This is a genomic window from Pseudomonas germanica (assembly GCF_019614655.1).
Taxonomy (GTDB): domain Bacteria; phylum Pseudomonadota; class Gammaproteobacteria; order Pseudomonadales; family Pseudomonadaceae; genus Aquipseudomonas; species Aquipseudomonas neuropathica.
Map to the genome: position 1 here is coordinate 3,006,562 of NZ_CP071586.1, position 19,247 is coordinate 3,025,808.

The 19,247-nt window shown below is 60.1% G+C and carries 22 protein-coding genes; 6 read left to right on the forward strand and 16 right to left on the reverse strand.

Going from position 1 to position 19,247, the window contains the following annotated elements; genetic code table 11:
* Positions 1-6: 6 nt before the first annotated feature.
* The 5 genes from J0G10_RS13495 to phnD all read right to left on the reverse strand — a co-directional run bounded on the left by J0G10_RS13495 (position 7) and on the right by phnD (position 5,110).
* Positions 7-1,302 carry an MFS transporter gene (locus tag J0G10_RS13495; RefSeq protein WP_220558663.1) on the reverse strand — a complete coding sequence of 432 codons (1,296 nt, stop codon included), beginning with the start codon at positions 1,300-1,302 and terminating at the stop codon, positions 7-9.
* Between the two features lie 130 nt (positions 1,303-1,432).
* On the reverse strand, positions 1,433-2,524 hold the full coding sequence (gene psrA / locus J0G10_RS13500) for an iron-containing alcohol dehydrogenase PsrA (protein ID WP_220558664.1): 1,092 nt from the start codon (positions 2,522-2,524) through the stop codon (positions 1,433-1,435).
* A gap of 110 nt (positions 2,525-2,634) precedes the next feature.
* On the reverse strand, positions 2,635-3,453 hold the full coding sequence (gene phnE, locus J0G10_RS13505; RefSeq protein ID WP_095050087.1) for a phosphonate ABC transporter, permease protein PhnE: 819 nt from the start codon (positions 3,451-3,453) through the stop codon (positions 2,635-2,637).
* A 2-nt stretch (positions 3,454-3,455) separates the two neighbouring features.
* Positions 3,456-4,247 (reverse strand): phosphonate ABC transporter ATP-binding protein, encoded by a 792-nt coding sequence (gene phnC / locus J0G10_RS13510; RefSeq protein ID WP_220558665.1) that lies wholly within the window; start codon positions 4,245-4,247, stop codon positions 3,456-3,458.
* On the reverse strand, positions 4,244-5,110 hold the full coding sequence (phnD, locus tag J0G10_RS13515; protein ID WP_220558666.1) for a phosphonate ABC transporter substrate-binding protein: 867 nt from the start codon (positions 5,108-5,110) through the stop codon (positions 4,244-4,246). The genes phnC and phnD overlap by 4 nt, the downstream gene beginning before the upstream one ends.
* A gap of 109 nt (positions 5,111-5,219) precedes the next feature.
* Between phnD and J0G10_RS13520 the strand changes: the two genes are divergently transcribed.
* The 3 genes from J0G10_RS13520 to map all read left to right on the forward strand — a co-directional run bounded on the left by J0G10_RS13520 (position 5,220) and on the right by map (position 7,157).
* Positions 5,220-6,077 carry a LysR substrate-binding domain-containing protein gene (locus J0G10_RS13520; protein ID WP_220558667.1) on the forward strand — a complete coding sequence of 286 codons (858 nt, stop codon included), beginning with the start codon at positions 5,220-5,222 and terminating at the stop codon, positions 6,075-6,077.
* Between the two features lie 64 nt (positions 6,078-6,141).
* The gene (locus J0G10_RS13525; protein WP_003225727.1) at positions 6,142-6,369 is read left to right on the forward strand and encodes a ParD-like family protein; all 228 of its coding nucleotides are present in this window, start codon (positions 6,142-6,144) and stop codon (positions 6,367-6,369) included.
* Positions 6,366-7,157, forward strand: coding sequence for a type I methionyl aminopeptidase (gene map, locus J0G10_RS13530; RefSeq protein WP_220558668.1), 792 nt, complete (start codon positions 6,366-6,368; stop codon positions 7,155-7,157). The genes J0G10_RS13525 and map overlap by 4 nt, the downstream gene beginning before the upstream one ends.
* Positions 7,158-7,367: 210 nt before the next feature.
* Here map and J0G10_RS13535 read toward each other — a convergent pair whose 3' ends face one another.
* Together J0G10_RS13535 and J0G10_RS13540 are read right to left on the reverse strand one after the other, a co-directional pair.
* Positions 7,368-8,261: an alpha/beta hydrolase family protein gene (locus tag J0G10_RS13535; protein WP_220558669.1), complete on the reverse strand. Its 894-nt coding sequence runs from the start codon at positions 8,259-8,261 to the stop codon at positions 7,368-7,370.
* A gap of 30 nt (positions 8,262-8,291) precedes the next feature.
* Positions 8,292-9,089, reverse strand: a complete 798-nt coding sequence (locus J0G10_RS13540; RefSeq protein WP_095111468.1) for a crotonase/enoyl-CoA hydratase family protein — start codon at positions 9,087-9,089, stop codon at positions 8,292-8,294.
* Positions 9,090-9,238: 149 nt separating this feature from the next.
* Here J0G10_RS13540 and J0G10_RS13545 point away from each other — a divergent pair, with 149 nt between their 5' ends.
* Both J0G10_RS13545 and J0G10_RS13550 read left to right on the forward strand, forming a co-directional pair.
* Positions 9,239-9,814, forward strand: a complete 576-nt coding sequence (locus tag J0G10_RS13545; RefSeq protein WP_008088096.1) for a TetR/AcrR family transcriptional regulator — start codon at positions 9,239-9,241, stop codon at positions 9,812-9,814.
* Positions 9,815-9,896: 82 nt separating this feature from the next.
* A complete protein-coding gene (locus J0G10_RS13550; RefSeq protein ID WP_220558670.1) occupies positions 9,897-10,622 on the forward strand; it encodes a transporter substrate-binding domain-containing protein in 726 nt (241 codons plus the stop codon).
* A 192-nt stretch (positions 10,623-10,814) separates the two neighbouring features.
* Here the strand turns inward: J0G10_RS13550 and J0G10_RS13555 are convergent, their stop codons facing one another.
* From J0G10_RS13555 to ribBA, 5 genes are all read right to left on the reverse strand, one after another.
* Positions 10,815-11,969 carry an ABC transporter ATP-binding protein gene (locus tag J0G10_RS13555; RefSeq protein ID WP_220558671.1) on the reverse strand — a complete coding sequence of 385 codons (1,155 nt, stop codon included), beginning with the start codon at positions 11,967-11,969 and terminating at the stop codon, positions 10,815-10,817.
* A 16-nt stretch (positions 11,970-11,985) separates the two neighbouring features.
* Positions 11,986-12,795 carry an ABC transporter permease gene (locus tag J0G10_RS13560; RefSeq protein WP_150693614.1) on the reverse strand — a complete coding sequence of 270 codons (810 nt, stop codon included), beginning with the start codon at positions 12,793-12,795 and terminating at the stop codon, positions 11,986-11,988.
* Positions 12,796-12,801: 6 nt separating this feature from the next.
* On the reverse strand, positions 12,802-13,749 hold the full coding sequence (locus tag J0G10_RS13565) for an ABC transporter permease (protein WP_220558854.1): 948 nt from the start codon (positions 13,747-13,749) through the stop codon (positions 12,802-12,804).
* Positions 13,746-14,771 (reverse strand): ABC transporter substrate-binding protein, encoded by a 1,026-nt coding sequence (locus J0G10_RS13570; RefSeq protein WP_095050093.1) that lies wholly within the window; start codon positions 14,769-14,771, stop codon positions 13,746-13,748. Before J0G10_RS13570 ends, J0G10_RS13565 begins: the two co-directional genes overlap by 4 nt.
* Positions 14,772-15,217: 446 nt before the next feature.
* On the reverse strand, positions 15,218-16,327 hold the full coding sequence (gene ribBA, locus J0G10_RS13575) for a bifunctional 3,4-dihydroxy-2-butanone-4-phosphate synthase/GTP cyclohydrolase II (RefSeq protein WP_095050094.1): 1,110 nt from the start codon (positions 16,325-16,327) through the stop codon (positions 15,218-15,220).
* 68 nt (positions 16,328-16,395) lie between these two features.
* On the opposite strand from ribBA, the gene J0G10_RS13580 reads away from it, so the two are divergent.
* Positions 16,396-16,692 (forward strand): DUF1330 domain-containing protein, encoded by a 297-nt coding sequence (locus tag J0G10_RS13580; RefSeq protein ID WP_095050095.1) that lies wholly within the window; start codon positions 16,396-16,398, stop codon positions 16,690-16,692.
* Positions 16,693-16,853: 161 nt separating this feature from the next.
* On the opposite strand, the gene J0G10_RS13585 is transcribed toward J0G10_RS13580, so the two are convergent.
* From J0G10_RS13585 to J0G10_RS13600, 4 genes are all read right to left on the reverse strand, one after another.
* The gene (locus J0G10_RS13585) at positions 16,854-17,417 is read right to left on the reverse strand and encodes an NUDIX hydrolase (protein WP_220558672.1); all 564 of its coding nucleotides are present in this window, start codon (positions 17,415-17,417) and stop codon (positions 16,854-16,856) included.
* A gap of 1 nt (position 17,418) precedes the next feature.
* A complete protein-coding gene (locus J0G10_RS13590; RefSeq protein ID WP_220558673.1) occupies positions 17,419-18,171 on the reverse strand; it encodes a GntR family transcriptional regulator in 753 nt (250 codons plus the stop codon).
* 58 nt (positions 18,172-18,229) lie between these two features.
* Complete coding sequence (locus J0G10_RS13595; RefSeq protein WP_095125671.1) at positions 18,230-18,619, reverse strand: carboxymuconolactone decarboxylase family protein; 390 nt, start codon at positions 18,617-18,619, stop codon at positions 18,230-18,232.
* 131 nt (positions 18,620-18,750) lie between these two features.
* Positions 18,751-19,236, reverse strand: a complete 486-nt coding sequence (locus tag J0G10_RS13600) for a flavin reductase family protein (RefSeq protein ID WP_127652282.1) — start codon at positions 19,234-19,236, stop codon at positions 18,751-18,753.
* Between the last annotated feature and the right edge of the window lie 11 nt (positions 19,237-19,247).

Consider the following 19,247-nt stretch of genomic DNA (forward strand, 5'->3'; position numbering starts at 1 on the left):
GCCCCGTCAGCGTCGAATGAACAAGGCCACTGCCGCACTGCACAGGCAGGCGCTGGTGACCACTATGAAGATCAGAGACGTATTTGCCGTGGTGTCAAGCAGACGCCCGATCAGTGGCTCGGCCAATCCGGCGAACAGGTACGAGGAAAAGTTCATGATCCCGGTCGCCGTACCGGCGCGTTTGGCCCCGACCAGATCCGGGCACAGCGCCCAGAAACTCGAGGCTGGGCCGTAGACGAAGAAGCCGCAAAGGAACAGGGCGATCAGGCCGATGACGCTGTGTGGGGGCAGGCTCCACATCCACAGGCTGGTCGCGGCGCCGAGGAACATATAAAGCATGATCGCCAGATAGCGCTTGGAGCCGAACAACTTGTCCGATACCCAGCCGTTGCTCAATGCGCCGACCGCCATGCCGACGGGAAGGGCGACGGTGATCCATTTCGGATCGATCATGCCGTCACCACTTTTCCAGTCAGCGCCGAGAAAGTGCACCGGCACCCAGACGATCAAGCCGTAGCGCGCCGCGTTCTGAAAGCCCAGTGACAGCGCGGCGATGAGCAGGCGAGGGTTCTTCAGCACGGCTTTGTAGCGATGTGCCGAGGATTCGACTTCGCCCTGTGCCGCTTCCTGATGTTTGTCGTCAGCGTTGGCCACGCCGGTATCACCCACCGGCTCGAAGCCCAGATCCTGCGGGCGTTCGCGGGCAACCAGATAAAAAATGATCCCGCCGGCGAGCATCAGCAGCACTGGCAAACGGAAGATCCAGCGCCATTCCAGTTGCAGCACTTCGAGCACGACGATAGAGGTGACGTACGACAGAATCGACGCGCAGCCGGCGGCGAAAGTGTAGAAACCGTAAACCTTGCCGCGCTCACCCGCCGCCCACCAATTGGCAATCAGCCGACCGCCCGGCGCCCAGCCCAAGGCCTGAAAGTAGCCGTTGACGCCCCACGGCAGAATCAGGCTGGTGAAACCACTGGCAAAACTGGTTGCCCAGTTCGCCGCGCAGGACAGCACCGCACCGAGGGTCATGATGCGCCGGCCACCGAATTTGTCGGCGAGGTTGCCGTTGATCGCCTGGCCAATCGCGTAGGCCCAGAGCATCGCCGCAGAGGCCCAGCCGAGGGTTTCTTTGCTCAAGCCGAACTCGGCCTGAATCCCCGGAATGGCAAAACCGAAGGTCTGCCGACCGGTGTAGAAAAACAGGTAACAGAACATCGCCGCCAGCAGCATGCGCCACTGGGCGACCCGGAACGAGGCGGAACGGACGGCGAGACCAGGCATTGTTTCGGCACGATTCATGATCTTTTCCTTATTGTTGTCGGTTCCCGCCGGGTGTCGTCGGCGGGGTGCACTCTTTTTTGGTGCGACAGGAAATCACCGCGGCTGCATGCCGCTGGCGGTGCTTGGGTGACTCGGGTGTTATCAGGCGTCAGGCGGCTTGTGAACCGATGAAGTTCTTGCCGCGCGCACCCTGCATCGCGAGCTGGATGATGGCTTCGGCGTCCTTGGCCGAGACGCCGTAATCGGCAAACTCGGTCTTCACCCCGAGGCTGTGCAGGAACTCGCGCAGTTGCTGTTGGGCTTTGCCCAGGTCCGCGCCAAATACCCGTTGCAAGGTACGGTCGCGCGTGGCGTCGTGGCCCCAGGCCAAACCCAAAACCAGCGGTAAGGTGAAGGAGCAGGCGATGCCGTGGGGCAAACCGTGGCGCAACGTCATCTCATAGGAAATCGAATGCGCCAGCGCGGTTTTGGTGTTGGAAAATGCCAGCCCGGCCTTGAGTGCGGCGAGGGCCATGCGCGTGCGCAACTCTTGGCTCGACAGATCTTTGTGCAAACGCGGCAGGCATTCGAGAATGTCTTCAATCGCGGAAATGGCAAAGGTGTCTGAGACCGGGTTGGCGTTGACGTTCCAGATCGCTTCCAGCGCATGGGACAGGGCATCGAGCCCGGTGGAAACGGTGACGCCGGCCGGTACGGTGAGCATCAGTTGCGGGTCGATGATCGCCACCCTTGGCCAGGTGCAGTCCAGGTGCAGCGAATATTTCTTTTGGCTGGCGCTGTCCCAGATCGTCGCCCACGGGGTGACTTCGCTGCCGGTGCCGGCGGTGGTCGGTGCGGCGATCAGTTGTTTGCACCGGGCTGGCGTGAAGGGCTTGCCGCTCGACAGCAGGCTCAACAGTTCATCGAAATGGCCGGATTCGGTGCCGACGATCAACGCTTTGGCAGTATCGATGGCGCTGCCGCCACCCACCGCGAGCACCACGTCGCAAGCCCCTGCATGCTGCCAGAAATGCGCGTAAGTGCTGCGCAGATGGGCGACATCCGGGTTGGGCTGAACGTCTTCGAACACATAGACCAGACGCTCACCGAGCAAGGCTTGCAGGCGATCGACCAGCCCCAGCCCTCGCGCTTCGGGAAAGGTAACGAGGGCCACGGTCTGCTGTTCGGTGAGGGCGGCGAGGTCTTGCAGGCTGCCCCAGCCGAAACGGGTATCGACGGGGTTCTGGTAGCGGGCAGTCATGGTGAATCCTTCTTGTTGTTGTCGTGTGGCGCCATACTCAGCGCCCGTCGACAACGGCTCAAATCGATAATTCGCAGGTTTGAATCGGCTCAGCCGATAACAGCTTTACGCTAGTGCGCCGAACCGCTCTGGATGGCGGCACGCAACCGGCCGGAAACGGCATCGGCGACGATCACCATGAAGGTGATGACGATGATGCAGGTCGCAGTTTCCTGGTATTTGAACAATTTGAGACTGCTCACCAGTTCGAAACCCAAGCCACCAGCACCGACCATGCCCAGCACCGTGGCCGAGCGCAGGTTGACTTCGAAGCGGTACAGAATCACCGCAATCCATGCGGTGATGACCTGCGGCAGCACACCAAACACGATCACCTGCAGTGGTCGCGCACCGGTCGCTTGCAGCGCTTCAATCGGGCCTTGGTCGATCTCTTCGATGCTCTCGGCGAAGAACTTGCCAAGCATGCCCAGGCCATGCAACGCCAGCGCCAATACGCCGGGGAACGGGCCAAGTCCAACCGCCGAGACGAAGATCAGCGCGAGGATCAGTTCATTGATGCTGCGGGTGAAATTCAGTGCCTGACGCGTGGCGTGAAATACCCAGCGGTTGCGGCTCAAATTGCGTGCCGCGAGAAACGACAGTGGAATCGCCAGCAACACGCCGAGCAGGGTGCCCCAAATGGCGATCTGCAAGGTTTCCACCGCTGGCGCGAGCAGACGCGGAAGAATGCTCAGATCCGGTGGGAAGGTGCGCGAAAGGAAATCACCGATCTGTGGCAACCCCGCCGCCAGTTCACCGAGGCTGAGCTGCGCGCCTTGTGCGCTCCAGTTCAGCGTCCACAGCAGGATCAGGACGACGGCGCCGGTGGTCAGCCAACTGCGCGGGCCACGGGGCCGGTCGCCGACCCACTGATAGTTTTGCGATTGCATGCTCAGGCCCTCGATGCAGTGCAGTAGGACAGGGTGGGCGTGGGCACGTCAGCAGGGGATTGCGCCGATTGCCCCGGATAGATTCGCGCCAGATCGGCGTCGGTCATGCTCAAGGCTTTGCCATCGAACACCAGGCTGCCATTGGCCAAGCCGACCACGCGGTCGCCAAACTCACGGGCGTATTCGACCTGATGCAGATTGCACAGCACAGTGATGCCCAGTTCGCGGGTGGCATCGCGCAAGTACTGCAACACCAGGCGAGCGGTTTTCGGGTCGAGACTGGCAATCGGTTCATCGGCCAGAATCACCTGCGGTCGTTGCGCCAAGGCGCGGGCGATGCCGACGCGCTGTTTTTGTCCGCCAGACAACGAATCGGTGCGCTCGCCAGCCTTGTGCGCCAGTTCGACGCGCTCCAGACATTGCATGGCCAGCGCCACATCGTCACGGCGGAACAGTTGCAGAATCGAGGCGAGGGTACCGACGGAACCGAGGCGACCGGTCAGCACGTTCTTCAGCACACTCAGGCGCGGCACGACGTTGTGGTGCTGAAAAATCATCGCCACTTCACGGCGCAGAACGCTGGTGTCAGGGCAGGCGAGGGCGTCGATGCCGGCCACGTTCAGCGTGCCGCTGTCGGCCTGCGCCAAGCGATTGATACAACGCAGCAAGGTCGATTTACCAGCGCCGGACTGACCGAGCACCACGACGAACTCGCCGGCCGCGACCTCCAGGTTGATGCCACGCAACACCGGGTTGCTGCCGTAGTGTTTGGTCAGTTGGCGGATGCTGATCATTTCATGCTCCGCAAATCGAGATCGAGCACCTTGGCGGTTTCGCGCACCACATCGTAAGAGGCGTCGGTGGTCGGCTGGAAACCATTGAGCACGCCCTGATCACCCCACGGCACGTCCTTGATCGAAGCCAGCGCGTCGGCGATCTTCTTCTTCAATTCCGGGTCGAGCGCCTTGCGCCAGACCATCGGTGATTCGGGAATCGGCCTGGAACTCCAGACGATTTCGAAGTCATCCTGCTTCACCACACCTTTGGCCACGGCACTGGCGAAGATGCGGTCAGCCACGGCTGCAGCGTCGACTTTCTTGTTCTCCACCGCGAGGATACTGGCGTCGTGGGAGCCGGAGAAAATCACCCGTTTGAACAGCGTGTCCGGGACAAACCCTGCCTGTTCCAGTCCTGCCTTTGGGAACAAATGGCCGGACGCCGAGCTTGGGTCGACGAACGCGAACGTATGGCCCTTGAGGTCAGCCAGAGAGTGAATGCCGCTGTCCTTGCGCGCCAGCATCACGCTCTTGTAAGCGCTCTGGCCGGTCTTCTTGGTTACGGCTACGGAGAACGCTTCAACATCTGCCACCGAGGTCGCCAGTACATACGAGAACGGCCCGAGGTAGGCGACGTCGAGCTTGCCCGAACGCAGCGCTTCGATGATGCCGTTGTAGTCGGTGGCCACGAAGGGCACCACCGGCATGCCGATCTTGGCTTGCAGATCGTCGAGCACTTGCTTGCTCGATTCGATCATCGCTTGGGAATCTTCGGAGGGGATCAGGCCAATGGTCAGTTTGTCCTTGGCCCAGACCTGGCTGGCGCCCAAGGCAATAACGGTGAGGCTGGCGACACGCAGAAACTGTTTGATTGTTTTCATGGCATTCCACGGTGTGGTTGGGAGTTGCCACAGGCTAGGTCTGTCACGTGACAGTCATTCAATCAATTCAATATGGGAAACAGCAGCTAACTATTGATGGAGTCTATGGATGTCCAGCGCGAAATTGCGGGCCTTTCTCGCCGTTGCCCGTCACGGCAGTTTCAGTGCCGGTGCGCGGGCGACAGGGCTCAGCCAACCAACACTGACCACGCAAGTACAAGCCTTGGAACGCCAGCACAATGTTGAGCTGTTCCATCGGCGCGGGCGGCGGATCGAGCTTTCCGATGTCGGGCGGCAGTTGCTGCCGATCGCGCAACGGATTGCCTTGCTGGAACTGGAAGCGCACAACCTGCTGCGCGACTCTGGACGGCTCGACAGCGGCCAGCTCAAGGTTGGTGCGGTGGGGCCGTTTCATGTGATCGAGATGGTCGACAGCTACCTGCAACAACACCCGAACATCGACGTGTCGATCCGCGTGGGTAACTCGGCACAGGTGCTGTCGGATCTGGAAAACTATGTGACCGACATCGCCGTGCTGGCGGGGCGTCAGGATGATCCGGCGTTGTGTTCGGTGCGTTATGCGCGGCACGCGATCATTTTGTTCGCGCACCATGAACATCCGCTGGCCAATCGTCGCAGCGTGCGGCTGGAGGAACTGGAAGGGCAGCGGCTGCTGCAACGCGAGCCAGGCTCGACCACACGACTGGTGCTGGAACAGGCGCTGAATGCGGCGCAGGTCAAACCGCGTATCGCCATGGAAATCGGCAGTCGCGAGGCGCTACGTGAGGCGGTGGTGCGTGGGCTGGGGTTGGGGGTGGTGTCAGAAGCGGAGTTCATTGCCGACCCGAACATCCGCACGATCAGAATCGAGGGCGAAGAACTGTTTACCGAGACTTATTTGTACTGCTTGGCGGAGCGGCGTTCCAGTCGGCTCATCTCATCGTTTTTCGACGCGGCGCTGGGTTGATTTGCAATTTCGCGTGAGGCTTGGCTAATATACGATCCATATACACATCGTATCGGATTCATATATGGGCATCGTAAAGATTTCAGAGGACATGCACGAGAACCTGCGGATCTCCAGCAACGCCCTCAGCCGCTCGATCAACGCGCAAGCCGAGCACTGGATGCGCATCGGCATGCTCGCCGAACTGCACCCCAACCTCGACCACAGCGCCATTTGCCGCTTGCTGATCCGCGCCGAACAGAACGGCGGGCTGGATCTGCATCAACTGACTCAGGAAGCCGTCAGCGCATGAGAAACCAGATCAAGATCAACACCCCGGCCGACATTGCGCAATCGCGCGCTGCCGGCAAACTCGCCGCTGAAGTGCTGGCGATGCTGGTGCCGCACGTCAAGGCGGGCGTCACCACTGATCAGCTCGATCAACTGTGCAACGACTACATCGTCAACGTACAGAAAGCCGTGCCGGCCAACGTCGGTTATCACGGCTTTCCGAAAACCGTCTGCGCCTCGGTCAACGATGTGGTGTGCCATGGCATCCCGTCGGGCACGCCGTTGAAGGATGGTGACATCGTCAACCTCGACATCGCGGTGATCAAGGACGGTTGGTTCGGCGACACCAGTCGCATGTACGTGGTCGGTGAGGCGACGCCTGAAGCGCAGCACCTGATCAAGACCACTTACGAGGCGATGTGCGCGGGTATTCGTGTGGTGAAACCGGGCGCGACATTGGGCGATATCGGCCATGCGATCCAGAGCCTGGCGGAGAAGGAAGGCTTCAGCGTCGTGCGCGAGTACTGCGGGCATGGTATCGGCAAGGTCTATCACGATGAGCCGCAGATTCTGCATTACGGCTTTCCCGATCAAGGGATGAAGCTCAAGGCGGGGATGATTTTTACCGTGGAGCCGATGCTCAATGCTGGCAAGCGTCATGTGAAAAACATGCCGGATGGCTGGACCGTGCTGACCAGGGATGGCTCGTTGTCGGCGCAGTGGGAGCATATGGTGGCGGTGACGGAGACCGGGTTTGAAATTCTCACCGCCTGGCCCGATCAAATCGAAGGCTACTCCCCGATCACCTAAGCACCATAAACCCTCTGTGGGAGCGAGCTTGCTCGCGAAGGGGCCGTGTCAGTCAACATCAACATTGAATGACACAGCGCATTCGCGAGCAGGCTCGCTCCCATAGTTGGAATGCACTCCTGTAGGAGCTGTCGAGTGAAACGAGGCTGCGATCTGTTGATCTTGTTTTTAACAGCAAGATCAACAGATCGCAGCCTGCGGCAGCTCAGGTTATGTGGTGTGTGCAGGGACGCTTTGCAGCCAATCAAGCACCTCATCCCACAACGGCTGTGCGCTTTCGCGGAAGTAACCCATGTGCCCGTACAGTTTGCTGCCCAGTGGCGGCTGCAGATCCAGCAATGTCAACGGTGCATTCACCATGGCTTTGACAAACGCATCGCGCGAACGCGGCGGCGCCCACGGATCATCGACCGACGTGGCGAAAACGCATGGCGTTGTGACCTCGGCGTAGAGCGCATGCAGATGGCTCATCTCGGGGTCGTCGAAGTAGTAGTGGGGGAATTTGCACCAGCGTTTCCAGTCGTTGTAAACGCCCAGCGGCAAATCATCGCCCATGCCCAGCATGCTCCAGGCCATGTAGCCTTTGCGGGCGACAATCACCGGCAGCACAAACGTCCACATCAGACGGATTTTCCAGGCCTCGGCTCTGGACATCCAGCCGCTCCATCCCGCACCACTGCCCAAGGTGTAGCAAGCCGTCAGGGCGTGGTGATTGGGCAACAGACCAATCGCGTGACCACCAAACGAATGGCCGACCCAATACAACGGCAACGCTTCCTGGCTTAGCAGATCCACTGCCGCCGCCAGATCCTGATAAGCCCAATCCAGATAAGACATCTCAAAGCCTTTGAGGGAAGCCGGCTTCGATTCACCGATGCCCCGGTAATCGAGGGTCAGGACATTGAAGCCCTGGCGCGCTGCATGCTCGGCAAAACGCCGATAAAAGCGCTGTTGCACCCCGGTGGCGCCGGCCATGATCAGGTTGCCTTTGACCGCGCCCGCCGCGCTGTAGCGCTTGGCTGACAACGGATAACCATCGCGGGCAATGAGGGTGATGTCCTGTCTCTGGATCGATTCGGCAAAGGCTGCGGCCATGGTGTTCATGAAATTGTTCCGAGTGAGTTGAGCAAGCCTTCAGCGACCTTTGAACTGCGGTTCGCGCTTTTGCATCATCGCCATGACGCCTTCGCGGACATCCTCGGTTTTGATCAGGGCCAGCAGTTGTTCATCAAGCTTCGACAGTGCCGCATCGTCTCCCTGATCCTGCGCCAGAAACGCCGATTGCAGCGTCGCCTGAATCGCCAGAGGCGCAGCCTTGGCAATGCGTTCGGCGTATTCGATGGCGCGTGCCAGAGTCTGGCCGGGTGCGACCACTTCGGTCAGCAGGCGCATGTGCAGGGCGGCAGTGGCATCGAACTCTTCACCGGTGAGCATGTAGCGCATGGCGGCGGTCCAGCCCGCTGCACGGGTGAAGCGCACGGTGGAACCGCCGGCGGGTGAGATCCCGCGTAACACTTCCAGATGAGCGAAACGGGCATTGGTGGCGGCAATGCTGATGTCGGCGTTGAGCATCAATTCGATGCCTGCCGTCCAGCAAATGCCTTCAATGGCAACCACCACCGGTTTACGCCTGCGTGGTTTGGAAACGCCCCATGGGTCGATGCCTTCTTCAGGATACTTGAAGGCGCCTGACACCAGTTTCGGCGTCAGCTCCATCAAGTCCAGACCCGCAGTGAAGTGCTCGCCATGCGCGAACAGCACGGCGCAGCGCAGTTCGTCATTGCGCTCATACTCGCCGATGGCCAATGCCAGGTCCGTCAGCATTGCACTGTCGAATGCGTTGCGTTTGCCGGCGCGATCCAGACCGATCAAAAACAACTGACCGCGTTGTTCGCGGGTGACTCGGCCGGGGCCACTGTTGGCTTCGTTCATCTCTACTCTCCCTGATTTTTTGTCGGCGGCCAGTTACTGACCATTTGTTCGGTAAATAGAAACTAAACGAACAGTTGGTAACCGTCAAATTGAGAAGGGCAGGCTTATGTCATAGAATCACCGCCAGTTATCCGGATCAGGAAATACCCGTGCGACCGTTGAAAATCCCCCGTGAAGAGCTGCTCCTGCGATGCGCCAATACCTTCAAACGCCTTGGCTACCATGGCACCACCATGGACGTACTCGCGTCCGCTTGCGGCTTTACCAAGGCTTCGTTCTATCACCACTATCCGAACAAGGAGGCCTTGCTGCGTGACGTGCTCGACTGGACGCATCAGGTCATCAACCAGACCTTGTTTGCCGTGGCCTTCGACGAAAAACTCACTCCACAAGAACGCCTGAGCAAAATGGGCCGCAAGGCTGCGCGGCTGTTTCAGGATGACTCGATTGGTTGCCTGATGGGCGTGGTGGCGGTCGATGCGGCGTACGGTAAAAGTGAATTGCTGGAGCCGATTCGCGGCTTTTTCGATGCATGGGCCAAGGCGTTTGCGCATTTGCTGGAAGGTCAGGTCGATGAGGGACAAGCCTTGCTGACCGCTCGACAATGGGTGGCGGATTACGAGGGGGCGATTCTGCTGGCGCGGGTCTATGGTGACGCGGCTTACATTGATGCGGTGACGCGTCGGGCGCTGGAACATTTGAGTGCCTGTCAGGCACCGACATAAGGCTTACCCGCTGGGTGTTGTGTCCTCGACAGTTGTCAGTCACGACACACACTGATTTCTTATCCAATCAGGGAGCAACACGATGAGTGCAATCACCCCGGCCGTGATGGCCGATCTCGCGCCCGACGGCGTGCTGCATGCCGCCATCAACTTCGGTAACCCGGTGCTGGCGCACCGCAGAGCAGATGGTGCGCCGCAAGGTGTTTCGGTGGCTTTGGCGATCGCGCTGGCTGCCGAGCTGGGTGTCGAATTGGAGATGCGCACCTTTGATGCGGCGGGCAAGGTTTTTGCGGCGCTGGAGGAGGGCGTGTGGAATCTGGCATTCCTCGCCATCGAGCCGGTACGTGAGGCGCAGATTGCGTTCAGCGAGCCGTACGTGATCATCGAGGGGACTTATCTGGTCGAGGTGCAGTCGGCGTATCGCCAGGTCGAGGATCTCGATCAGCCAGGATTGCGACTGGCCGTTGGCAAAGGCGCAGCCTACGACCTGTTCCTCAGTCGCACGCTGCAGCACGCACAATTGGAGCGTGCCGAAACCTCGGCGGGTGCCGTTGACCTGTTTATCGAGCAACACCTGGATGCCGCCGCCGGTGTCCGTCAGCCATTGCAGAAAGTCGCGGATGCCGACGCGCGTTACCGCGTGCTGGACGGCGCGTTCACGGCGATTCGCCAGGCCATGGCGGTGCCCCGTGGGCGAGAGGCAGGCGCGGCGTATGTGCGGGCGTTTGTCGAGCGCAAGAAGGCCGAGGGGTTTGTCGCTGCAGCGCTGGCCGAGAGTGGACAGGGCGATGTGACGGTGGCGCCTTGAGACCAAAAAAAGAGCCACCGCAGCCCGACGCCGGGGTGGCCCTGAGGGGGACATTCTTGAAATGACGGCAGACCCTGTGGGAGCGAGCTTGCTCGCGAATGCGGTGTGTCATTCAACATTGCTGGTGACTGACACGGCCCCTTCGCGAGCAAGCTCGCTCCCACATTCGGAATGCAGCTCCTACAGGGGATTTCAGTGGGAGCCGGCGGCTTTGTTGAGGTCGCTGTCGGTCCATTCGGTGTAGACGCAGGCATCAGCGGTGGCCCAGCGTACTTGCACTGGGTCGCCAGCCTTGAGCGGCATGCCGGCGGCTGACAATGCTTTCACCGTCATTGAGGTTCCGCCGGAGCTGACCACACTGCACGTCTGGCTCTCACCGAGAAACAACACTTCCACCACCTTCGCTGAAACCTCATTCCACCCCGACGGCAGCGGTTCGCTTATCGCCTGCGCCACGCTCAACGCCAGTGCCTTTTCCGGCCGCACCATCAGCAAAACATCCTGATCGGTGTGCAATCCCGCCGTCAGGCGAATCGACAATGACTGTCCTTCAAACGAAGCCGCTGCATTGCCCTGCGCCTTAAGCTTGAGGAAGTTCGAATTGCCCAGGAACGACGCCACAAACGCATTCGGCGGATTCTGATAAAGGTCATAACCGCTGCCCAATCCAACAATCTTGCCATGACTGAAAATCGCAATGCGCTGCGACAAACGCATGGCTTCTTCCTGGTCGTGGGTCACGTAAACAATGGTAATGCCCAAGCGACGATGCAGTTGGCGCAACTCGTCCTGCAGATCTTCACGCAGCTTTTTATCCAGCGCACCGAGCGGTTCATCCATCAGCAGGATGCGTGGTTCGTAAACTAGCGCCCGGGCAATGGCGACACGTTGCTGCTGGCCGCCAGACAGTTGCGAAGGGCGGCGATGCGCGAACTGTTCCAACTGCACCAGTTTCAGCATTGCATCGACACGCTTGTCGCGCTCGGCGGCGGCCAGTTTGCGAATCGCCAAAGGAAACGCGATGTTGTCGCGCACCGACAAATGCGGGAACAGCGAATAACGCTGAAACACCATGCCGATATCACGCTTGTGCGGCGGCACATTCACCAGCGACTGGCCGTTGACGAGGATCTCGCCGCTGCTCGGCGTTTCAAACCCGGCGAGCATCGACAGCGTGGTGCTTTTGCCCGAGCCGCTGGAGCCGAGGAAGGTCAGGAACTCACCGTCCTTGATGTCCAGCGAGATGTTGTCGACGGCGGCAAAGTCGCCGTAGTGCTTTTTCAGGTTGCGCAGGCTGACCAGGGGTTTGTCATTCTGCTGGGAAGCGTCTTTGATCACGGCACTCATGTCGTACTCCTGGCGCTCAGGCGCTGATGTTGTTACGCCGGCGCAGCGCGGCGGCGATGACCATGACCAAAACAGACAAGCCGATCAGCAGCGTCGAAGCGACGGCGATCACTGGCGTCAGGTCCTGGCGCAAGGTGGTCCACATTTTCACGGGAAGGGTTTGCAGGGTCGGGCTGGCCATCATCACGCTGAGCACCACTTCGTCCCAAGAAACGAGGAAAGCGAAGAGGGCGCCGGCGACCATGCCCGGACGAATCGCCGGGAATGTCACTTTGAACACCGCTTGCAGGCGTGAAGCACCGCAAATCACCGCCGCGTCTTCAATCGACTGATCGAACAGTTTCAGCGAGTTGATGATCGAGATGATGGTAAACGGCAGCGCGACGATCACATGGCTGACGACGAACGCGAACATCGTCCCGGTGTAACCGAGCTTGAGGAACAGTGCGTACACCGCCACGGCGATGATCACCAGTGGCACGATCATCGGCAGGGTGAACAGACCGTAGAGCATTTCCCGACCGGGAAAACGCCCGCGCACCAGCGCAAACGCGGTCGGCAAACCGAGGGCTACGGCGCAGATCGTGGTCAGCACGGCGACCTTGAGGCTGGCCGCTGCGGCGTTCATCCAGTCGGGGTTGGAGAAGAACTGGCCGTACCATTTCAGCGTCCAGCCCGGTGGCGGAAACACCAGCCATTGCGAGGAACCGAACGACAGCAGCACGATGAAGACGATCGGCAACAGCAGGAACAGACCGATCAGCCCGGTGGTGGCGTAGAGGCCGAAGCGCATGCGCCGGCTCATCGCATTGGGGGTCAGGAGCATGTCGGCTTACCTCGCGTTACTGGCGCCAACCGGGGATTCCGGCTGAAGCTTCAGGTAGAAGTAGAACAGCACCAAAGTGATCGCGATCAGCAACGCAGCGCCGGCACTGGCCAGGCCCCAGTTGAGGAACGATTGCACCTGCTGAATGATGAACTCCGGCAGCATCATGTTCTGCGCCCCGCCGAGCAGTGCCGGGGTGACGTAGTAACCGAGCGACATGACGAACACCATCAAGCCACCGGAGGCCAGACCCGGCCGACACAGCGGCAGGAACACCCGGAAGAAGTTGGTCCACGGACTGGCTCCGCAAATCGAGCCGGCCTGCAGAATCATCGGGTCGATGGCCTGCATGGTTGCCTGCAACGGCAGCACGATGAACGGGATCATGATGTAGCTCATGCCGATCACTACGCCGGTGAGGTTGTGCACCATTTCCAGCGGCTGATCAATGATGCCCATCGCCATCAGAGCCTTGTTGATCACGCCCGACGCTTGTAGCAGCACCAGCCACGAATAGGTGCGGGCGAGCAGGCTGGTCCACATCGACAGCAGCACGATGTTGAGGATCCAGCGCCCCCAGCCGCGTGGCACCAAGGTGATCGCCCAGGCCAGTGGAAAGCCCAGCAGCAAGCTGAACAGCGTCACCAGCCCGGCCACCGAGAAGGTGTTGAGCAGCACTCGGGCGTAAGCCGAGTTGGCGAACAGTTGTTCATAGTTGCCAAGGCCTGGCGTCGGTTCAAGCACGCCGCGCAACAGCAGACCAATCAACGGCGCGAGGAAAAACAGGCCGATGAACAGCAGCGCTGGGGCGAGGTTGCCGGCGCCGCGCCAGCGTTGTCTGAGGGACGGGGCTTGCTGCATCGCAACCGCCTGGGTTCCGTGGGCCGAACCGGCAGCGCCGGTGGCGCCCCCGGTGGCAGTGGAGGGACGGGGCGCGGTGGCCGCCATTTTCATTTGACCAGCCATTCGTTCCACCGTGTCGCGATGGCCTGGCCGTTTTTGGCCCAGTACGCGAAATCAAGAGTGATCTGATCCTTAGCGTAGGCAGTCGGCAGGTTGGGGGCCAGCGTCGAATCCAGACGCTCCACACTGTCGAGGTTGACCGGGGCGTAGGCAGTCAGGTTGGAGAAGTCGGCCTGACCCTTGGCGCTGCTGGCGGCGGCCAGAAACTTCATCGCCGCGTCCTTGTTTTTCGAGCCTTTTGGAATGACCAGAATGTCGGCCATGACCAGGTTCTGTTTCCAGCTCACACCGACCGGTGCGCCGTCTTCTTGCAGGGCGTGAATGCGACCGTTCCAGAACTGGCCCATGCTCGCTTCACCGGACGCCAGCAGTTGCTGCGACTGCGCGCCGCCGCCCCACCAGACGATGTCTTTCTTGATGGTGTCGAGTTTCTTGAAGGCGCGATCGAGGTCGAGCGGGTAAAGCTTGTCGGCAGGCACGCCGTCGGCCAGCAGCGCCAGTTCGAGTACGCCAGGGCTTGGCCATTTGTACAGGGCGCGTTTGCCCGGGTAGGTTTTGGTGTCGAACAGGGCGCTCCAGTCCTGTGGCTTGTTGGCGCCGAGTTTGCCCTCGTTGTAGCCGAGGACGAAGGAGAAGAAGAACGAGCCGACGCCGTGATCGCTGACGAAACGCGGGTCGATCTTGTCGCGCTGGATGACTTTGAAATCGAGGGGTTCGAGCAGGCCTTCAGCGGCGGCACGCAGGGCGAAGTCGGCTTCGACATCGACCACGTCCCACTGCACGTTGCCGCTCTCGACCATGGCTTTGAGTTTGCCGTAGTCGGTCGGGCCGTCCTGCACGACGGTGATGCCGCTGGCCTTGCTGAACGGATCGGCCCAGGCCTGTTTCTGCGCATCCTGGGTGCTTCCGCCCCAGCTGACGAAGTTCACGCTCTCGGCAGCCATTGCAGCCTGACCGGTGACGCTGAGCAGTCCCGCGAAAAAGATCGCGGTTGCAGCTTTGTTCAACACCATTTTTACGCCCTCATTGTTGTGTTTTTGAGCGGGCTTGCGTTGTTGCCCGCCTGTCGGGAGCAGTAGATGGACCTTCGTTGGAATGTCCGGTCTATGGAATATCATATTATGGTATTCCAAACTTTGTGCAAGCACTTTGCCTTACCAGTTATCTGGAGGCTGATGGTTTTTCACTTGAGAGATGTGTAGAAATTTTAGATCCAGCCCCTCATCGGAACGCCGCCCGCCCAGCCCTCTCCCAATGGGAGAGGGGGAAAGGGAGCAGATCTTCATGTCGTTCAAAACCGCGCTCGACTCGGCATTGGAAAGGGAGCCGATCTTTGTGCTGTTCAAAATCTGAGTTCGACACGGTATTTCAGGTCGGCGTATAGCGACTAAACACCTCGGTCAGCTCCCTCTCCCTACGGGCGGTCCGACGTTTCGGGAGGGCTGGGGTGAGGGCCGCTTCACTCGGTAAACGGAATACTCTCGACCACTTCCAGGTCATACCCGGTCAACCCGGCGTATTTCAGAGGAGGGCCCAGGTGACGCAGCTTGCCAACCCCAAGATTCTGCAAAATCTGCGCCCCAGTCCCGACCTCCGAATAAATCCGCGATTGCGAACGGCTGAACTGCCGTGGCGGCTGAGTCAATTGCGGCACCCGCTCCAGCAGCGCCTGCGACGACTCATGATTGGCCAACACCACCACAACCCCGTGCCCCTCAGCCGCCACCCGTTGCAACGCCGCCCACAGCGTCCAGTTCGTTGGCCCGCTGTACTCGGCACCGACCAGATCACGCAGTGGATCGATCACATGCACGCGCACCAGCGTCGGTTCTTCACGGCGCAGATCGCCCATGACCATCGCCATGTGCACGCCGCCCTCGATGCGATCCTCAAAGGTGATCAAGCGAAACGTGCCATGCACCGTCGGCAGCTCCCGTTCGCCGATGCGTTCAATGGTGTGTTCGGTGCTCAGGCGATAGTGGATCAGGTCGGCGATGGTACCGATCTTGATCCCGTGCTTGCGCGCAAACACTTCCAGATCCGGGCGACGGGCCATGGTGCCGTCGTCGTTCATCACCTCGACGATCACCGAGGCCGGCGTAAAACCGGCCAGACGTGCCAGGTCGCAACCGGCCTCGGTGTGGCCGGCGCGGGTCAGCACGCCACCTTCCTTGGCGCGCAACGGAAAGATATGGCCCGGCTGCACCAGGTCTTCAGCGCGGGCATTCGGCGCGACGGCGGCGGCCACGGTGCAAGCGCGATCTGCTGCGGAGATGCCGGTGGTCACGCCCACCGCTGCTTCAATCGATACGGTAAACGCGGTGCTGAACACGCTGCCATTGGCCGGGACCATTTGCTCCAGGCCCAAACGCTGGCAATGTTCGTCAGTCAGGGTCAGGCAGATCAGCCCGCGCGCTTCACGGGCCATGAAGCTGATCGCCTCGGGCGTGCAACGGTCGGCGGCCAGCAGCAGGTCGCCCTCGTTCTCGCGATCTTCGTCATCGACCAGCAGGACCATTTTGCCGAGACGATAATCTTCGATGATTTCTTCGATGCTGTTGAAGGCCATGCTGGACTCTCAGGGTTCGTTGGAAATATATTGGTATACCATAATACAAAATCAACAATGAGGTCACTATGAAGGCGTACTGGATTGCTCATGTGGATATAGCCGATGCCGATCATTACAGCCAATACACCCAGCGCGCGCCGGTGGCGTTTGCTGAGTTTGGTGCGAAATTTCTGGCGAGGGGCGGGCGCAGCGAAGCGATGGAAGGACGCGAGACGCCACAGCGCAGCGTGGTGATCGAATTCGAAAGCTACGAAAAAGCCGTGGCGTGCTACCACTCGGCGGCGTATCAGGAAGCGAAAAGTTATCGCGAGGAATGGGCGAAGGCGGAAATCATCATCGTCGAAGGCATCGCCCCACTCTGAAGCCTAGGGTATTGATCGTTCCCACGCTCCGCGTGGGAACGCAGCCCCCTTTCAAAGCCGAACGCGGAGCGTCCGAAGAGGCATTCCCACGCGGAGCGTGGGAACGATCAGAACGACCGCATTCGCGAGCAGGCTCGCTCCCACAGGGGTATAGGTGGTGATCAGCGGATGAAGTGGATCTTGCCGCTGTCATCATTGCCCATGTAGATCCCATACACCCCAGCCTGGCGTTCTTCGATATAGCGCTCGAGAATCTGCCGGATCGCCGGGTAATAGATCTGCTCCCACGGAATGTCTTCAGGCGCGAAGAACTTGTAATCGAGGGTTTCCGGCCCGTACTGCCCGGTGATCTCCAGCGCGATCGCGCGAAAGATGATGTACACCTCGCTGATCTTCGGCACGCTGAAAATCGAATACGGCGAGACGACTTCCGCGCGCACGCCGCTTTCTTCCCAGACTTCGCGGATGGCCGCTTGCTCGGTGGTTTCGCCGCTTTCCATGAAACCTGCGGGCAGCGTCCAGGTGCCCGGGCGCGGAGGGATCGCGCGTTGGCACAGCAGATATTTGCCGTCCTGCTCGATGATGCAGCCGGCAATGATCTTCGGATTGACGTAGTGGATGTAGCCGCAGCCACGGCACATCAGGCGCTCGTGCGTATCGCCCGGCGGCACCTGCTGACCAAGGTCAGGGCCACCGCATTTCGGGCAATAGCTCGGGCTGAACATATCAGTGACCTATACGGGGTTCTTTCAGCGCGATGGGCAGGGTCATGGCCGGGGTTGCGCCGGTCTCTTCCTGCTTGCGCTTGAGATAGTCGAGCGCTACCGCAGCGGCAGCGCGAACGTGATCAACACAGGCCTGATGCGCCACCAGCGGATCGCCGCTCTTGATCGCTTCGACCATTTTTTCCATTTCCTGATTACTCGCGCCGCGACGGTTTTCCTGGGAAACCGAGGTCGCGCGCAAGTAGCTGATGCGCGCTTGCAACTGGCGCAATTGAGTCGCCGCCACATGGTTGCCCGAGCCTTCGAGCAGCACGTCGTAGAAGCCTTGCACTGAGTCGATCACCTGTTGCAACTCGCCGTCCTTGAGCGCTTTGCGGTTGTCGTCGAGGGCTTTTTCCAGGGCTTTGATGTCCTTGGCTTTGGCGCGCAGGGTGAACAACTGCACGATCAGTCCTTCAAGTACGCAGCGCAACTCGTAGATATCGACCGCATCGGTGAGGGTGATGATCGCCACGCGCGGGCCTTTGGCATCGGCGAACTCGACCAGACCTTCGGATTCCAGGTGACGCAAGGCTTCACGCACCGACGTACGGCTTACACCGAGGCGATCGCACAGATCGCGCTCGACCAGACGATCGCCGGGCATGAGCTGGAAATTCATGATCGCGCTACGCAGTTTATCCAGCACGATTTCGCGCAGGGTAACGGGGTTGCGATTGACCTTGAAGCTGTCGTCGAGTGGCTGGCGTTTCATGGGGTCCGCTCATTCGGTTGGCTGTCCATGCCAGACGGGCATCTAAACAGCCGAGGGGTTAACTGGAGGCCTCGGCGTCGGCTTCGGCAAAGGCTTCACGGGCCAGCCGGAAACTGTCCACGGCTGCCGGAACGCCGCAATAAATGCCGACCTGAAGCAGAATTTCGCGTATTTGCTCACGACTCAGGCCGTTACGCAAGGCGCCGCGCACATGCAGCTTGAGTTCATGCGGACGGTTGAGCGCCGAGATCATCGCCAGGTTGATCATGCTGCGCTCCTTGAGCGACAAACCCTCACGCCCCCAGACATGGCCCCAGCAGTATTCGGTGACCATTTCCTGCAGCGGACGGGTGAAGTCGTCGGCGTTGTCGATTGAACGCTGAACGTAGGCTTCGCCGAGCACCTGAGTGCGGATCTTCAGACCTTTTTCGTACTTTTCGTTATTCATATTCTTTGCCTCACCTCAGTCCCTGTGGGAGCTGGCTTGCCAGCGATAGCGGACTATCAGCCAACATCAATGTTGAATGTTAAGCCCTCATCGCTGGCAAGCCAGCTCCCACAGGGTTTTGCATTGTCGCTTCAGGCCAGGGTCGGCAACGGGCCGAGCTTGCCTTTGTGGTAGATCATCGGCGTCACCGGTTGCTCGGGCAGGATCAGGTTCTTCACCGCGCCCACAATAATCGCGTGATCACCGCCATCGTATTCACGCCACAACTCGCATTCGATGATCGCCGTGGCCTTGGCCAGAATCGGGTTACCGAGTTCGCTCAGATGCCATTCGATGTCTTTGGCCTTGTCCTTGCCTTTACCGGCAAATGCATAGGCCTCAGCCGTCTGGTCAGCCGACAGCAAATGGATCGCGAATTTCTTGCTGTCACGCAGCACCGGGTAGGTGTCGGAAGCATAGTTGGGGCAGAACAGCACCAGTGCCGGGTCAATCGACAGCGCACTGAAGGCGCTGGCGGTGATGCCGACGATGCCGCCCGCAGGGTCCAGGGTAGTCACCACCGTGACGCCGGACGGGAACGAGCTCATGACGTCTTTGTAAATGCCGGGTTCGATCATTTCGCAGGACT

What these genes read in the sequence shown, in the direction of transcription:
- J0G10_RS13600 (WP_127652282.1), bottom strand. Translation starts at nt 19,236, where the DNA reads ATGATCGAACCCGGCATTTACAAAGACGTCATGAGCTCGTTCCCGTCC.
- J0G10_RS13535 (WP_220558669.1), bottom strand. Translation starts at nt 8,261, where the DNA reads ATGAACACCATGGCCGCAGCCTTTGCCGAATCGATCCAGAGACAGGAC.
- J0G10_RS13590 (WP_220558673.1), bottom strand. Translation starts at nt 18,171, where the DNA reads ATGAAACGCCAGCCACTCGACGACAGCTTCAAGGTCAATCGCAACCCC.
- J0G10_RS13595 (WP_095125671.1), bottom strand. Translation starts at nt 18,619, where the DNA reads ATGAATAACGAAAAGTACGAAAAAGGTCTGAAGATCCGCACTCAGGTG.
- J0G10_RS13495 (WP_220558663.1), bottom strand. Translation starts at nt 1,302, where the DNA reads ATGAATCGTGCCGAAACAATGCCTGGTCTCGCCGTCCGTTCCGCCTCG.
- J0G10_RS13565 (WP_220558854.1), bottom strand. Translation starts at nt 13,749, where the DNA reads ATGAAAATGGCGGCCACCGCGCCCCGTCCCTCCACTGCCACCGGGGGC.
- phnE (WP_095050087.1), bottom strand. Translation starts at nt 3,453, where the DNA reads ATGCAATCGCAAAACTATCAGTGGGTCGGCGACCGGCCCCGTGGCCCG.
- J0G10_RS13550 (WP_220558670.1), top strand. Translation starts at nt 9,897, where the DNA reads ATGAGTGCAATCACCCCGGCCGTGATGGCCGATCTCGCGCCCGACGGC.
- J0G10_RS13585 (WP_220558672.1), bottom strand. Translation starts at nt 17,417, where the DNA reads ATGTTCAGCCCGAGCTATTGCCCGAAATGCGGTGGCCCTGACCTTGGT.
- J0G10_RS13540 (WP_095111468.1), bottom strand. Translation starts at nt 9,089, where the DNA reads ATGAACGAAGCCAACAGTGGCCCCGGCCGAGTCACCCGCGAACAACGC.
- map (WP_220558668.1), top strand. Translation starts at nt 6,366, where the DNA reads ATGAGAAACCAGATCAAGATCAACACCCCGGCCGACATTGCGCAATCG.
- J0G10_RS13570 (WP_095050093.1), bottom strand. Translation starts at nt 14,771, where the DNA reads ATGGTGTTGAACAAAGCTGCAACCGCGATCTTTTTCGCGGGACTGCTC.
- ribBA (WP_095050094.1), bottom strand. Translation starts at nt 16,327, where the DNA reads ATGGCCTTCAACAGCATCGAAGAAATCATCGAAGATTATCGTCTCGGC.
- J0G10_RS13520 (WP_220558667.1), top strand. Translation starts at nt 5,220, where the DNA reads ATGTCCAGCGCGAAATTGCGGGCCTTTCTCGCCGTTGCCCGTCACGGC.
- psrA (WP_220558664.1), bottom strand. Translation starts at nt 2,524, where the DNA reads ATGACTGCCCGCTACCAGAACCCCGTCGATACCCGTTTCGGCTGGGGC.
- J0G10_RS13580 (WP_095050095.1), top strand. Translation starts at nt 16,396, where the DNA reads ATGAAGGCGTACTGGATTGCTCATGTGGATATAGCCGATGCCGATCAT.
- phnD (WP_220558666.1), bottom strand. Translation starts at nt 5,110, where the DNA reads ATGAAAACAATCAAACAGTTTCTGCGTGTCGCCAGCCTCACCGTTATT.
- phnC (WP_220558665.1), bottom strand. Translation starts at nt 4,247, where the DNA reads ATGATCAGCATCCGCCAACTGACCAAACACTACGGCAGCAACCCGGTG.
- J0G10_RS13560 (WP_150693614.1), bottom strand. Translation starts at nt 12,795, where the DNA reads ATGCTCCTGACCCCCAATGCGATGAGCCGGCGCATGCGCTTCGGCCTC.
- J0G10_RS13555 (WP_220558671.1), bottom strand. Translation starts at nt 11,969, where the DNA reads ATGAGTGCCGTGATCAAAGACGCTTCCCAGCAGAATGACAAACCCCTG.
- J0G10_RS13525 (WP_003225727.1), top strand. Translation starts at nt 6,142, where the DNA reads ATGGGCATCGTAAAGATTTCAGAGGACATGCACGAGAACCTGCGGATC.